This is a genomic window from Pseudomonas sp. EA_15y_Pfl1_P101 (assembly GCF_963970835.1).
Classification (GTDB): domain Bacteria; phylum Pseudomonadota; class Gammaproteobacteria; order Pseudomonadales; family Pseudomonadaceae; genus Aquipseudomonas; species Aquipseudomonas tritici.
Genome location: NZ_CAXAPA010000003.1, coordinates 144886 through 158303, shown reverse-complemented (window position 1 = coordinate 158303; position 13418 = coordinate 144886). Strand labels below are relative to the sequence as shown.

At 58.8% G+C, this 13418-nt stretch carries 11 protein-coding genes and 1 pseudogene; 7 read left to right on the top strand and 5 right to left on the bottom strand.

The features are described 5' to 3' along the window. The first annotated feature begins 30 nt into the window (after nt 1-30). The gene (gene sbcB, locus AACY36_RS05465) at nt 31-1458 is read left to right on the top strand and encodes an exodeoxyribonuclease I (RefSeq protein WP_339417228.1); all 1428 of its coding nucleotides are present in this window, start codon (nt 31-33) and stop codon (nt 1456-1458) included. 89 nt (nt 1459-1547) lie between these two features. Here the strand turns inward: sbcB and mvaT are convergent, their stop codons facing one another. Then, nucleotides 1548-1922: a histone-like nucleoid-structuring protein MvaT gene (gene mvaT / locus AACY36_RS05460; protein ID WP_005790963.1), complete on the bottom strand. Its 375-nt coding sequence runs from the start codon at nt 1920-1922 to the stop codon at nt 1548-1550. A 350-nt stretch (nt 1923-2272) separates the two neighbouring features. Here mvaT and purU point away from each other — a divergent pair, with 350 nt between their 5' ends. Together purU and AACY36_RS05450 are read left to right on the top strand one after the other, a co-directional pair. Further along, the gene (purU, locus tag AACY36_RS05455; protein WP_339417226.1) at nt 2273-3121 is read left to right on the top strand and encodes a formyltetrahydrofolate deformylase; all 849 of its coding nucleotides are present in this window, start codon (nt 2273-2275) and stop codon (nt 3119-3121) included. An 88-nt stretch (nt 3122-3209) separates the two neighbouring features. Continuing rightward, complete coding sequence (locus tag AACY36_RS05450) at nt 3210-3380, top strand: hypothetical protein (protein ID WP_339417225.1); 171 nt, start codon at nt 3210-3212, stop codon at nt 3378-3380. Between the two features lie 13 nt (nt 3381-3393). Here AACY36_RS05450 and AACY36_RS28185 read toward each other — a convergent pair whose 3' ends face one another. Together AACY36_RS28185 and AACY36_RS28180 are read right to left on the bottom strand one after the other, a co-directional pair. Next, nucleotides 3394-4158, bottom strand: coding sequence for a methyl-accepting chemotaxis protein (locus AACY36_RS28185; RefSeq protein ID WP_370467841.1), 765 nt, complete (start codon nt 4156-4158; stop codon nt 3394-3396). 93 nt (nt 4159-4251) lie between these two features. Next, nucleotides 4252-5283, bottom strand: a pseudogene (locus AACY36_RS28180) (HAMP domain-containing protein); the annotation flags it as partial. 204 nt (nt 5284-5487) lie between these two features. Here AACY36_RS28180 and AACY36_RS05440 point away from each other — a divergent pair. Then, nucleotides 5488-6966, top strand: coding sequence for a helicase HerA-like domain-containing protein (locus AACY36_RS05440; RefSeq protein ID WP_339496813.1), 1479 nt, complete (start codon nt 5488-5490; stop codon nt 6964-6966). A 4-nt stretch (nt 6967-6970) separates the two neighbouring features. On the opposite strand, the gene AACY36_RS05435 is transcribed toward AACY36_RS05440, so the two are convergent. Beyond that, nucleotides 6971-7426 carry a DUF721 domain-containing protein gene (locus tag AACY36_RS05435; protein ID WP_339417222.1) on the bottom strand — a complete coding sequence of 152 codons (456 nt, stop codon included), beginning with the start codon at nt 7424-7426 and terminating at the stop codon, nt 6971-6973. A gap of 304 nt (nt 7427-7730) precedes the next feature. On the opposite strand from AACY36_RS05435, the gene secA reads away from it, so the two are divergent. From secA to AACY36_RS05420, 3 genes are all read left to right on the top strand, one after another. Then, the gene (gene secA, locus AACY36_RS05430) at nt 7731-10466 is read left to right on the top strand and encodes a preprotein translocase subunit SecA (RefSeq protein WP_339417221.1); all 2736 of its coding nucleotides are present in this window, start codon (nt 7731-7733) and stop codon (nt 10464-10466) included. A 123-nt stretch (nt 10467-10589) separates the two neighbouring features. Then, nucleotides 10590-11807, top strand: coding sequence for a bifunctional glutamate N-acetyltransferase/amino-acid acetyltransferase ArgJ (argJ, locus tag AACY36_RS05425; protein ID WP_065889944.1), 1218 nt, complete (start codon nt 10590-10592; stop codon nt 11805-11807). Nucleotides 11808-11829: 22 nt separating this feature from the next. Further along, nucleotides 11830-12774, top strand: a complete 945-nt coding sequence (locus tag AACY36_RS05420; protein ID WP_339427474.1) for a Nudix family hydrolase — start codon at nt 11830-11832, stop codon at nt 12772-12774. Nucleotides 12775-12830: 56 nt separating this feature from the next. On the opposite strand, the gene AACY36_RS05415 is transcribed toward AACY36_RS05420, so the two are convergent. Continuing rightward, nucleotides 12831-13409 (bottom strand): cob(I)yrinic acid a,c-diamide adenosyltransferase, encoded by a 579-nt coding sequence (locus tag AACY36_RS05415; protein WP_339417218.1) that lies wholly within the window; start codon nt 13407-13409, stop codon nt 12831-12833. Nucleotides 13410-13418: the final 9 nt, after the last annotated feature.

The following is a 13418-nucleotide window of genomic DNA, read 5'->3' as shown; positions in this document are numbered from 1 at the left end:
CTTTGTCGATCTTCAGTACAGGAATAGCCCGTGACCTCCATTTTCTGGTACGACTATGAAACCACCGGTATCAACCCACGTAGCGATCGTCCACTCCAGGTAGCCGGCATCCGGACGGACTTTGAGCTCAATGAGATTGGCGCGCCGGTCAATCTTTACTGCCAGCCCAGCGACGATATCCTGCCGCATCCCGTCGCCTGCGCGATTACCGGTATCACGCCCGCAATACTCGCGGAAAAAGGCTTGGCCGAGGCCGACTTCATGACGCGAGTGCATGCTGAACTGGCCGCGCCGGGTACGTGCGGCGCCGGCTACAACACCTTGCGATTTGACGATGAAATGACGCGCTACAGCCTGTACCGCAATTTTTTCGACCCTTACGCGCGGGAGTGGCAGGGCGGTAACAGTCGCTGGGATTTAATCGACGTGGTCCGCACGGCCTATGCCTTGCGCCCTGAAGGTATTGAATGGCCGCAACAGGATGGGCGTGTCACGCTCAAGCTGGAGCGCCTGACCGAAGCCAACGGTATCGACCATGGCCAGGCTCATGATGCGTTGTCCGATGTACGCGCCACGATTGCGTTGGCTCGACGGGTTCGTGAGAAACAGCCCAAGCTGTATGAATGGTTGTTTCAACTGCGCAGCAAGCAACGTGTGATGGACCAGGTGCGCCTGCTGCAACCGATGGTGCATATCTCCGGGCGTTTTTCCGCCGAGCGCCATTACCTGGGTGTGGTGCTGCCGCTGGCGTGGCACCCGCGCAACCGTAATGCATTGATCGTCTGCGATCTTGGGCTTGATCCGCAAGGGTTGCTGGACCTAGATGCGGATGCCTTGCGCCAGCGCCTTTACACCCGTCGTGACGATCTTGGCGAGGGTGAGCTGCCGGTACCGCTCAAGTTGGTACATATCAATCGCTGCCCGGTGGTTGCCCCGTTGAATGTGCTGCGGGCTGAAGACCGTGAACGCTTGCACTTGGATATGAACATCTATCAGGAACGAGCGCTGCGGCTAACTGACGCACAGGAACTTTGGCGCGATAAGTTGGCGGCCATTTACGCCGAGGAAGATTTCGTACCGAGTTCAGACCCGGAGCAACAGCTTTATGATGGTTTTATCGGAGATCGTGATCGGCGCTTATGCGAACAAGTCCGGATGGCCGAGCCTGCGCAATTAGCTCGCCAGCAATGGCCTTTTGATGATCAGCGTTTGCCTGAATTATTGTTTCGCTACCGCGCGCGTAACTTCCCCGATACCTTGAACAATGAGGAGCAACAACGCTGGGCACTTTTCTGTCAGCAACGTTTGTCTGACCCGCAGTGGGGCGCGCCGAACACCCTCAGGGCATTTAAGCAGGCTCGGCAAGAGTTTGCCGTTAGTGCAACGCCGTTGCAGGCTGAGGTACTGGAGCAGTGGCAGGAGTATGCGGACTCTCTGGCCGCCAAGGTAAACCTGTAGTCGACTTTGACAAAATAGGCAGGCAATAAAAAACGCCAGCAGGCTGGCGTTTTTAAAGTGTTGCGTATCAGGCGCAGGCCTGGCGAGCCTTAGCCCAGCAGGGTAGCCCAGCCTTCAACCACGTCACCGCCCCACTTGGCTTTCCACTCTTTCAGGGTTTTGTGGTTGCCACCTTTGGTTTCAATCACTTCACCGTTGTGCGGGTTTTTGTATTGCTTGACCTTGCGAGCGCGCTTGGTGCCAGTAGTTTTTACCGCGCCGCGCGGTGCTTTAACTTTCGACTCTGGATCCAGCAGCGCGATGATGTCACGCAGGGATTTGGAGTATTCACCCATCAGGGTGCGCAATTTGCCTTCGAATTCCAGCTCGGTTTGCAGTTTGTCGTCTTGGGACAGATTCTTCAAACGGGCTTGCAGCTCTTTGATAGCTTCTTCGGTGGCACGGTATTCGTTGATCAGAGACATGTGGACTACCTTATGTAGAGCGCTGATTGACAGGGACAGTGGCCCAATAATAGTCAGGCGGTTTGCCCAAGTAAACATTTAAGGTCGTATTTATGTGAATTACTTTGAATGTTTGTAGCCTTGCTATGCATTCGAGTTAATTACTAGGGCGTCAACCTAAAGATAACCTGCTTGACATGCGAGGAACACCCATCGGGTAACGCGGTAGATTCATATAAAGGTGGTAAAGCCATAGGCTATTAAGGGTCATGGTACGGGCCTGCGATCAGAATAAGCTTCAACGAATACTGCAGTTTTCTCGCGCAATCGCTAGAATGGCGGCCTTTGCGAAGTTCTGGAGTTTTCCCCTAATGCGCACTTTTCGGCTGGTGATTGCTTGCCCGGACCGGGTCGGCATCGTTGCCAAAGTCAGTAACTTTCTGGCCTCCCACAATGGTTGGATCACCGAAGCGAGTCATCACTCGGACAATCTCAGCGGTTGGTTCTTCATGCGTCACGAGATTCGTGCCGACTCGCTGCCTTTTGGTCTTGATGCCTTCCGCGAGGCGTTTGCGCCGATCGCCGAAGAGTTTTCGATGACCTGGCACGTCACCGACACCGAGCAGAAAAAACGCGTGGTGTTGATGGCCAGTCGCGAATCCCACTGCCTGGCTGATTTGCTGCACCGCTGGCACAGCGATGAGCTGGACTGCGAGATCGCTTGCGTGATTTCCAACCATGACGACCTGCGCAGCATGGTTGAATGGCATGGCATCCCGTATTGCCACGTGCCGGTCAACCCGCAGGACAAGGAGCCGGCGTTCGCCGAAGTCTCGCGCCTTGTCAAGCAACATGAAGCCGACGTTGTGGTGCTGGCGCGCTACATGCAGATCCTGCCGCCGGAGCTATGCCGCGAATATGCTGGCAAGGTGATCAACATCCACCACAGCTTCCTGCCATCGTTCGTAGGGGCCAAGCCGTACCACCAGGCTTCTCTGCGCGGCGTGAAGTTGATCGGTGCGACCTGCCACTACGTCACCGAAGAACTGGACGCTGGTCCGATCATCGAGCAAGACGTGGTGCGTGTCAGCCACAGCGACAGCATTGAAGACATGGTGCGTTTCGGCCGTGACGTCGAAAAGATGGTCCTGGCCCGTGGCCTGCGTTACCACTTGGAAGACCGCGTGCTGGTGCACGGCAACAAGACGGTCGTGTTCTGACCGACGTGTTGTGATTGAAGAATGAAGGGCCTGGGCGTTAAATCGCTCCAGGCCCTTTTTTTCTTTGTGCGCTGTTGAGGATTGAGTCATGAGTGACCCGCTGGAAAAAGCCACGTCAAAAGCCCCGGCGACCCTGGGGGAAGGGTGCTTGAGCCGATATGACCCGGATGACCTCGACAGTGAGGACGGCACCGAATTTCCCGGTGCCGTCGAGTTGTGGGAGCAGGAGCAGGGTAAGGCCGATCCCGAGGACGCGTAATCGCTCGCCTGGATCAGATGCGGAAACTGCCCACCAATTGCTTCAGTCGTGACGCTTGCCGCTCAAGGTCGCCACAGGCGCGCAGCGTGGATTGCAGGTTTTCCACGCCTTCCTGATTGAGGGTGTTGATCTCGGTAATGTCCATGTTGATCGACTCCACCACCGAGGTTTGTTCTTCAGTGGCAGTGGCGACCGACTGGTTCATGCCATCGATCTCACCGATACGCTGAGTCACGCTGTTCAGGCGTTCGCCGGCCAGGTTGGCGATGTCCACACTGTCGAGGCTGTGACGCTGGCTTTCACTCATGGTGCTGACCGAATCCCGGGCGCCGACCTGCAGTTCCTCGATCATCGTTTGTACTTGTTGCGCCGATTCCTGGGTGCGGTGAGCCAGGTTGCGCACTTCGTCCGCGACCACCGCAAACCCACGCCCGGCTTCCCCTGCGCGGGCCGCTTCGATGGCGGCGTTCAGTGCCAGCAGGTTGGTTTGCTGGGAAATACTGGTGATCACCTCAAGAATCTGGCCGATATTCACTGTCTTGCTATTCAGCGCTTCGATGTTGCTGCTGGAAGCGCTGATCATCGCCGACAGTTGGTTCATCGCCTTGATATTTCGCTCCACCACTTGCTGGCCGTCTTCGGCCAAATGCCGCGCGTCGCTGGCCTGGCTCGACGCTTGAGCGGCATTGCGCGCGATTTCCTGGGCGGCGGCGCCCAGTTCGTTGATGGCGGCCGCCACGCTGTTGGTGCGGTTGGCCTGCTCGTCGGAGTTGACCATCGACGAATTGGACGCGCTGACGACCCGCAGTGCCACCTCATTGACCTGTTCGGTGGCGGAGGACACTTCACGGATCGAGGTATGAATACGCTCCACAAACCGGTTGAATGCGTTACCCAGTGTGCCGAATTCATCATTGTTGTGGATGCTCAGGCGACGGGTCAGATCGCCTTCGCCGTCGGCAATGTCCTGCATGGCGCGCGTCATCACATGCAGTGGTTGCAACAGCACGCGGATCAGCATGCCGAGCAGGGCGATGATGATCACCACGGCAATGATCGTAGCGATGACCGCGGAAGTGCGGAACTCGCTGAGCATGGCGAAGGATTTGTCTTTATCTACCGAAATACCGAGGTACCAGTTCACCGAGGGCAGGCCCTTGATCGGTGTAAAGGTCACGATAGCGTCTTTGCCGTTGGCCTCGACTTCGCTGAAGTCTGCACTGATCTTCGGGGTGTTTTTCGGGTACACGTCGGCCAGGGTCTTCATCACCAGGTTTTTGTCTGGGTGTACCAGTACTTTGCCATCGGCACTGACCAGGAAAGCATAGCCCATGCCGCCGAAGTTCAGCACGCCAATGTTATCCACTAGGGTTTGCAGGCTCAGGTCGCCACCGACCACGCCGATGCTCTGGGTACCCTGGGTGCTGGGGGTGGCAACGGAAATGATCAATTTGCCAGTGGCGGCATCGATGTAGGGTTCGGTCAGGGTTGAACCGTTGCTGCTCTGGGCGCCTTTGTACCAGGGGCGCACACGCGGATCGAAGCCGTCCGGCATCTTGGTGTCGGGACGGATGGTGAAGGCGCCCTTGCTGTCGCCGACGTAGGTTGCCATGAACGAAGAGGTCAGTGCTTTCTGTTCCAGCAGGCTGGCAACGGCAGCAGGCTCGGGGTTAATGGCGATGTTTTGCGCGGCATTTTCCACCAGGGCAATGTGCCCGGTCAGCCAGGTTTGAATGTTGCTGGCGGTGACATCGCCCATTTCATGCAGGTAGTTGTTGAGGTCGTCACGAATCGCGTTGCGTTGCAGGTAATCGTTGTAGAGGGTAAACAGCGCGAAAGCGGCGATGACGATAAGGGAGGCTGCAAGCAGGATTTTATGGCTGAAACGCAGATTTTTATTCATGGCTTGTAGGGTCCGCTATGGTCTTGATATCCGAGGCGCGTCCTCGTGGGATGCGCAAAATGGTAGCGTCAAAAAAGGTGTAATAATCCGATTGATAGCTCTGTGGGTCCCTGTAGGAACTATCTGACCTATTTTTAGACTTTATGGGTCTCACATAGCCCTGTATCGACCTGACGACAGTAAAGATTAACCATGGGTGACGAAATGCCTGATTCTACGCAACTCCTTATCGGTGCTGACCTTACTGGCCAGCCTATCGCCCAGGCCATGCGCCTGGCCAACCGTCACGGGTTGATCGCCGGCGCCACCGGCACGGGCAAGACCGTCACGTTGCAACGTCTGGCCGAAGCCTTCAGTGATGCCGGCGTGGCAGTGTTTGCCGCCGACATCAAGGGTGACCTGTGCGGCCTGGGCGCTGCGGCGGCCCCCCAAGGCAAGGTCGCCGAGCGTATCGCCGGCATGCCTTTCCTGAATTACACGGCCAAGGCTTATCCGGTCACGCTGTGGGACATCCACGGGCAGTCTGGCCATCCGTTGCGCACCACTATCAGCGAAATGGGGCCGTTGTTGCTCGGTAGCCTGCTGGAGCTTACCGACAGCCAACAGTCGGCCCTCTACGCAGCCTTCAAGGTGGCGGATCGCGAAGGCCTGTTGCTTCTGGACCTCAAAGACCTCAAGGCACTGCTTAACCATCTGCGCTATCACCCGGAATTGCTGGGCGAAGACGCAGCGCTGATGACCACTGGTTCCAGCCAGGCATTGTTACGACGTCTGGCGGTGTTGGAACAGCAGGGCGCCGAAGCCTTGTTTGGCGAGCCGGCCTTGCAGTTGGAAGATATCCTGCAGCCCACCAGCGACGGGCGCGGGCGCATCCACCTGCTGGACGCCAGCCGCTTGGTGCACGAAGCGCCGAAGGTATACGCGACGTTCCTGCTGTGGCTGTTGGCGGAATTGTTCGAGCAACTGCCCGAGCGCGGTGACGCCGACAAACCGCTGCTCGCACTGTTTTTTGACGAAGCGCATTTGCTGTTCGCCGACACGCCCAAGGCGTTGCAAGAGCGTTTGGAGCAGGTGGTGCGGCTGATTCGTTCGAAAGGCGTTGGCGTGTATTTTGTCACCCAGTCGCCAGGCGACCTGCCGGACAGCGTATTGGCCCAACTCGGCCTGCGCATCCAGCATAGTCTGCGGGCGTTTACCACTAAAGAACAGAAGTCTTTGCGCGCCGTAGCGGACGGCTTCCGGCCAAACCCGGCCTTTGACGCGTTGTCGGTATTGACCGAACTGGGCACGGGTGAGGCTTTGGTGGGCACCTTGCAGGAAAAGGGCACGCCGGAGGTGGTCCAGCGCGTACTGGTCGCACCGCCACAATCACGGATCGGGCCGCTCAGCGAAACCGAGCGCGCTGCCTTGATCGCCAGTTCGCCCTTGCAGCGCCGGTATGACAAACCGATCGATCGGGAATCCGCTTATGAAGTGCTGATGGCACGCAAGGAGCTTGGGCCGACCGAAGAGGCCGCACCGGCCACCGATGAGCCAAGCTTTACCGACAGGGCCGGGGCGTTTCTCGGCACGACGGCGGGCAAAGCGCTGAAATCAGCGATGCAGCAAGCCGCCAATCAGATGGGCCGGCAACTGGTGCGTGGTTTATTGGGGTCGTTATTGGGCGGGAGCAAGCGCAAATAGCGAATCAGGGTTTGGGCTTGGCGTGGGCAGCCAGCCGCTCAAGCGCCGCGCGCAAGCCGGGGTCGCTGATCCCGTCGGCCGTTGCCTGAATGGTTTCGGCCGCATTTGTCGAGAGGTCCAGGGTATGACCCTCCACGCCGGGTAGGGGGGTGGGCGGTTGTACTTTGAATTGGACGCGCGTCAAACCCGCAAACTCATCAAAGGTCATCAATTGACGCTGCAGGCGTTTTTGCTGATAACGCAAACGCGTTGCCCAGTGACCATCTGTGACAATAAGCAGGAGGTTCCCCTCACGCCACGACGCCACGCGGCAGTGTTCGCGCGCGGCGGGTTGCAGCTGGCTTTCGAGAAGGCGTTGCAGATGGCCCAAGCGTTGCGCATGGCCAAAGATAGCTTTCAACGGCTTGGCTTCGCGCAGCAACACGGCAGGCGCGCGGGCTGTTAGGGGGCGAAATGCCATTATTGGACACCTTAAGTAACAGAGCGGCCATCTTAGCAGAAAGCGCTTGTATGCCCCCAGGCCATGCCTTCGTGGGTTTTGTGCGTGAAATCAATCAGTAACTTCTTCGCTCCATGGGTTGAAGTTCCAGCAAAAGCCCTTATTTTAAACGTGCCCTCTCACGGCGCCATGCCAGCCTCGCGGAACAACGCCACTTTCCTCACCCACGAATCCGGGTAGAATGCGCGTTCGCATGCGGCCGTGAGGGCTGCTCGGGCCACTGACGGTGCGCCCTCCATCCCTATGTGTGGAAGAACCTGCCGATATGTTTGCGCCTTTGTTAAAGAAACTTTTTGGAAGCAAGAATGAGCGTGAAGTCAAACGCATGCTCAAGACGGTGCAGCTGGTCAATGCCTTCGAAGAGCAGATGGTTGCCCTTTCGGACGAGCAATTGCGCGCCAAGACCGAAGAGTTCAAGGCCCGCATAGCCAAAGGTGAAACCCTCGACAAGCTGCTTCCCGAAGCCTTTGCGGTCGCCCGCGAAGCCGGCAAGCGTGTCATGGGCATGCGCCACTTCGACGTCCAGTTGATCGGCGGCATGACCTTGCATGAAGGCATGATTGCCGAAATGCGTACCGGTGAAGGCAAGACCCTCGTGGCCACCCTGGGCGTTTACCTCAACGCACTGTCCGGCAAGGGCGTGCACGTTGTAACGGTGAACGACTACCTGGCTCGCCGGGACGCCAACTGGATGCGCCCGCTCTATGAATTCCTCGGCCTGACCGTCGGCGTTGTGACGCCGTTCCAGCCGCCGGAAGAGAAGCGTGCCGCCTACGCTGCCGACATCACCTACGGCACCAACAACGAATTCGGTTTCGACTACTTGCGCGACAACATGGCGTTCAGCATGGATGAGAAATTCCAGCGCGAACTCAACTTTGCCGTGATCGACGAAGTCGACTCCATCCTCATCGACGAAGCCCGTACCCCGCTGATCATCTCCGGCCAGGCCGAAGACAGCTCGCGCCTGTACACCGAGATCAACAAGTTGATCCCGCGTCTGGAGCAGCACATCGAAGAAGTGGAAGGCGTAGTGACCAAAGAAGGTCATTTCACCATCGATGAGAAGACCCGCCAGGTCGAACTCAACGAAGGCGGTCACCAGTTCGTCGAAGAAATGCTCACCCAGATCGGCCTGCTGGCCGAAGGCGAAAGCCTGTACTCGGCGCACAACCTGGGCCTGTTGACCCACGTGTATGCCGGTCTGCGCGCCCACAAGCTGTTCCATCGCAACGTCGAATACATCGTGCAGGACGGCCAAGTCGTTCTGGTTGACGAACACACCGGCCGTACCATGCCGGGGCGTCGTCTGTCCGAGGGCCTGCACCAGGCTATCGAAGCCAAGGAAGTGCTCAACATCCAGGCCGAAAGCCAGACGTTGGCCTCCACCACGTTCCAGAACTACTTCCGTCTGTACAACAAACTCTCCGGCATGACCGGTACGGCCGACACTGAAGCGTTCGAATTCCACCAGATCTACGGTCTGTCGGTGATGGTTATCCCGCCGAACAAGCCGCTGGCGCGTAAGGACTACAACGACCTGGTGTTCCTGACTGCCGACGAGAAATATGCAGCGATCGTCGCCGACATCAAGGAATGCATGACTCACGGCCGTCCAGTGCTGGTGGGTACGGCCACCATCGAAACGTCCGAACACATGTCCAGCCTGCTCAATAAGGAAGGCATCGAGCACAAGGTCCTCAACGCCAAGTTCCACGAAAAAGAAGCCGAGATCATCGCCCAGGCGGGTCGCCCAGGCGCGCTGACCATCGCCACCAACATGGCCGGTCGTGGTACTGACATCCTGTTGGGCGGTAACTGGGAAGTGGAAGTGGCTTCGCTGGAAGACCCGACTCCAGAGCAGATCGCGCAGATCAAGGCGGATTGGCAGAAACGTCACCAGGCCGTTCTGGAATCCGGTGGACTGCAGGTGATCGCTTCCGAGCGTCACGAATCGCGTCGTATCGACAACCAGCTGCGTGGTCGTGCCGGTCGTCAGGGTGACGCCGGTTCCAGCCGCTTCTACCTGTCGCTGGAAGACAGCCTGATGCGCATCTTCGCCTCGGACCGCGTGAAGAATTTCATGAAGGCTTTGGGCATGCAGTCCGGTGAAGCGATCGAGCACCGTATGGTGACCAACGCCATCGAGAAGGCACAGCGCAAGGTTGAAGGGCGTAACTTCGATATTCGTAAGCAACTGCTCGAGTTCGATGACGTCAACAATGAACAACGTAAAGTGATCTATCACATGCGTAACACGTTGCTGGCCGCCGACAACATTGGCGAGACCATTGCTGACTTCCGTCAGGACGTGCTCAATGCCACCGTCAGCGCTCACATCCCGCCACAATCCCTGCCAGAACAGTGGGATGTTGCCGGCCTGGAAGCGGCATTGAAGAGCGACTTCGGTGTCGACTTGCCGGTTCAACAATGGCTGGACGAAGACGATCACCTGTACGAAGAGACGCTGCGCGAGAAACTGATGGCCGAGCTGCTGGCTGCGTACAACGAGAAAGAAGAGCAGGCGAGTGCCGAAGCACTGCGCACGTTCGAGAAGCAAATCGTACTGCGCGTGCTGGACGACCTGTGGAAAGACCACCTGTCGACCATGGACCACCTGCGTCACGGCATCCACCTGCGTGGCTACGCCCAGAAGAACCCAAAGCAGGAGTACAAGCGCGAGTCGTTCACGTTGTTCTCCGAACTGCTGGATTCGATCAAGCGCGATTCGATCCGCGTGCTGTCCCACGTTCAGGTGCGTCGCGAAGACCCGATCGAGGAAGAGGCCCGCCTGCGCGAGGAGGCCGAGGCACTGGCGGCACGCATGCAGTTCCAGCATGACGAGGCGCCAGGTCTGGAAGCCCCTGAAGTACTGGCCGAAGAGACTGATGTGGCCCTGGCTCAAACCCCGGTTCGCAACGACCAGAAGCTGGGTCGCAACGAGCTGTGCTATTGCGGTTCGGGCAAGAAGTTCAAACACTGCCACGGCCAGATCGAATAAGATTTCTGCCTGACGCTGCAACACCCTGCGCCGCGACCGGCCTCTGCCGTCGCGGCGTTTTGCCATTAATTTCGCCGTCGATCATGACGGTACAGACATCACCCATTTTTAAGGAGCGCATTCATGGCTGTTGGTCTTGGTCCTTTGCCCACATTGCACCCGGTTGCCGGTTTTGAACTGGGTATCGCTTCGGCCGGCATCAAGCGCCCGGGTCGCAAGGATGTGGTGGTGATGCGTTGCGCCGAAGGCTCGACCGTCGCCGGGGTGTTCACCCTCAATGCGTTCTGTGCCGCGCCGGTGATCCTGGCCAAGCAACGCGTGGCTGGCACCATCCGTTACTTACTGACCAACACCGGCAATGCCAACGCCGGGACCGGCGAGCCTGGCCTGGTTGCTGCTGCTCGCACCTGCGCCAAGCTGGCCCAGTTGACCGGCGTCGACGCCAGCCAAGTGCTGCCGTACTCCACTGGCGTAATCGGTGAGCCGCTGCCCGTGGAAAAAATCGAAGGCGCACTGCAAGCCGCACTCGATGACCTGTCTGTGGATAACTGGGCGGCAGCGGCTACCGGCATCATGACCACCGACACCTTGCCAAAAGGCGCGAGCCGCCAGTTCGTGCACGACGGCGTGACCGTCACCGTGACGGGCATCAGCAAGGGCGCAGGCATGATCCGCCCGAACATGGCCACCATGCTCGGTTACATCGCCACCGACGCCAAAGTCTCTCGCGACGTGCTGCACAGCTTGATCCTGGACGGCGCCAACAAGTCGTTCAACCGCATCACCATCGATGGCGATACCTCGACCAACGACTGCTGCATGCTGATCGCCACCGGCCAGGCCAACCTGCCGGAAATCACCGAGGCCAGCGGCCCGTTGTTCGCGGCCTTGAAGCAGGCAGTGTTCGAAGTGTGCATGGACGTGGCCCAGGCCATCGTGCGTGACGGCGAGGGCGCGACCAAGTTTGTGACGGTTGAAGTCAACGGCGGCGGCAACCACCAGGAATGCCTGGATGTCGGTTACACCGTGGCTCACTCGCCACTGATCAAGACCGCATTGTTCGCCTCTGACCCTAACTGGGGCCGTATCCTGGCAGCAGTCGGCCGTGCCGGCGTGCCAGACCTGGACGTGAGCAAGATCGACGTGTTTCTCGGTGATGTGTGCATTGCCAGCCGTGGCGCCCGCGCCGAGACCTACACCGAAGCCCAAGGCTCGGCGGTGATGCAGCAGGAAGAAATCACCATCCGCATCGAGCTCGGTCGCGGCGAGTGCAGCGAAACCATCTGGACCACCGACCTGTCCCACGAGTACGTGAAGATCAACGCGGAATACCGTACCTGATAGCAAAAAAAGGAAAAGCGCGGTGAAACGAGTGCATGTAGCAGCAGCGGTGATCCGCGGTGTCGACGGCAGGATCCTGCTGGCGCGCCGCGCCGATACCCAGCATCAGGGCGGCCTCTGGGAGTTTCCTGGAGGCAAGGTGGAGGCCGATGAGTCGGTCGCCAGTGCACTGTCCCGCGAATTGCAGGAAGAACTGGGCATCCAGGTCACCACGGCGCGGCCGCTGATCAAGGTGCAACATGATTACCCGGACAAGCAGGTGTTGCTGGATGTCTGGGAAGTCTCGGCCTTTACCGGCGAACCCCACGGCGCCGAAGGGCAGCCGCTGGAATGGGTTGCCCCTCGGGACCTGCTCAACTATGAGTTCCCGGCAGCCAATGCGCCGATTGTGGCGGCTGCGCGTTTGCCGGCTGAATACCTGATCACCCCTGGCGAGTTGGAAACCCCGACACTGTTGCGCGGTATCCAGCAAGCCATCGCCGGCGGCATCAAGCTGGTTCAGCTGCGCGCACCCAACGGCTACGACCCCAAATACCGCGATCTTGCGGTGGATGCGGTGGGTTTGTGTGCGGGCAAGGCTCAGTTGATGCTCAAGGGGCCATTTGAGTGGTTGGGGGATTTTCCTTCGGCGGGCTGGCACATGACTTCGGCGCAACTGCGTAAATATGCGAGCAAAGGCCGGCCGCTGCCTAAAGATCGCTGGTTGGCGGCGTCTTGCCACAATGCCGAGGAGTTGGCGCTGGCGGAAATGATGGACGTGGATTTTGTCACGCTGTCGCCAGTGCAGCCGACGCAGACTCATCCTGATGCACAGCCGTTGGGTTGGGAGCAGGCGGCTGAGTTGATCAGCGGGTTCAGCAAACCGGTGTTTCTGTTGGGTGGGGTTGGGCCTGCTGAGCGGGAAAAGGCTTGGGAGGCTGGGGCTCAAGGTGTCGCTGGGATCAGGGCGTTCTGGCCCGAGGCATGAAACTCCACCGTAGCAGCTGCCTCGCTTGAGCTCGACAGCTGCTACGCGAGGGTTTGTCAGTGAGGCTTGGCCGCTGCCTGCCACAACACCTCAGCAACACCCTGACGCCTGGCAATCACGCGCGCCGCCACAAACAATAAATCCGACAGTCGATTGATATACGCCAACCCGACCCCTTCCAACGGCTCCACCGCATTCAAGTGCTGACACCGCCGCTCCGCAGTGCGTGCCAGGCTGCGGCATACATGGGCCTGGGCGATCAACGCCGAGCCACCGGGCAGGATGAAGTTCTCCAGCGGGCCCACTTCCTCATTCCAGCGATCAATTGCCGCTTCCAGCCGATCCACTTCTGCCGCATTCAATGCCTTGTACACCGGCATCGCCAACTCACCGCCCAAGTCGAACAGTCGATGCTGGCAAGGCGTGAGTACTTCAACCACATCCATCAACTCAGGGTGCTTGCCGCTTTGCTCTTCAAGATTGGCCAGCAGCAACCCCAGCTGGCTGTTCAGCGTATCCACTTCACCAATGGCTTCCACCCGTGGGTGGTCCTTGGGCACGCGGCGGCCGTCGCCCAGGCCGGTTTCGCCTGTGTCGCCAGTGCGGGTGTAGATCTTCGACAGGCGAAAGCCCATGGTCAGTGC

Coding starts and splice junctions, on each gene's coding strand:
- mvaT (WP_005790963.1), bottom strand. CDS start 1,922: ATGTCTCTGATCAACGAATACCGTGCCACCGAAGAAGCTATCAAAGAG.
- purU (WP_339417226.1), top strand. CDS start 2,273: ATGCGCACTTTTCGGCTGGTGATTGCTTGCCCGGACCGGGTCGGCATC.
- AACY36_RS05450 (WP_339417225.1), top strand. CDS start 3,210: ATGAGTGACCCGCTGGAAAAAGCCACGTCAAAAGCCCCGGCGACCCTG.
- AACY36_RS28185 (WP_370467841.1), bottom strand. CDS start 4,158: ATGGTCAACTCCGACGAGCAGGCCAACCGCACCAACAGCGTGGCGGCC.
- AACY36_RS05440 (WP_339496813.1), top strand. CDS start 5,488: ATGCCTGATTCTACGCAACTCCTTATCGGTGCTGACCTTACTGGCCAG.
- AACY36_RS05435 (WP_339417222.1), bottom strand. CDS start 7,426: ATGGCATTTCGCCCCCTAACAGCCCGCGCGCCTGCCGTGTTGCTGCGC.
- secA (WP_339417221.1), top strand. CDS start 7,731: ATGTTTGCGCCTTTGTTAAAGAAACTTTTTGGAAGCAAGAATGAGCGT.
- argJ (WP_065889944.1), top strand. CDS start 10,590: ATGGCTGTTGGTCTTGGTCCTTTGCCCACATTGCACCCGGTTGCCGGT.
- AACY36_RS05415 (WP_339417218.1), bottom strand. CDS start 13,409: ATGGGCTTTCGCCTGTCGAAGATCTACACCCGCACTGGCGACACAGGC.